The organism is Salifodinibacter halophilus, from assembly GCA_012999515.1.
In the GTDB taxonomy this organism is placed as follows: domain Bacteria; phylum Pseudomonadota; class Gammaproteobacteria; order Nevskiales; family Salinisphaeraceae; genus Salifodinibacter; species Salifodinibacter halophilus.
This window is the reverse complement of the sequence record JABEEB010000262.1, coordinates 1-270: the sequence shown is the minus strand read 5'-3', so window position 1 is coordinate 270 and position 270 is coordinate 1. Positions and strand designations below refer to the sequence as shown.

Here is a 270-nt window from a genome sequence, read left to right as displayed (position 1 = left end):
CTGCCGTTCGAGTGACACTGTGATCGAAGCCGCCGCGCCGCTCGCGCGCACCGAGGTTTTTGCGGACGAGGTCGTCCAGGACCTCGCCGAGACGTACGAGAAGTCGCCCGCGCAGATCGTGCTCAAGTGGGCCGTCGAGAACGACGTTGTCGCCCTCCCGAAATCCTCCTCGCCCGAGCACGTCGAGCAGAATCGCGAGCTGTTCGACTGGAAGCTCGACGACGCCGATCACGCCCGCCTCGACGAACGCGACCGGAACCACCCGGTCTA

General features: G+C 65.9%; 1 protein-coding gene. It reads left to right on the top strand.

The genetic code is table 11. The features are described from left to right. On the top strand, positions 1 to 270 hold a 270-nt coding region (locus HKX41_11580; GenBank protein ID NNC24773.1), incomplete at both ends, for an aldo/keto reductase.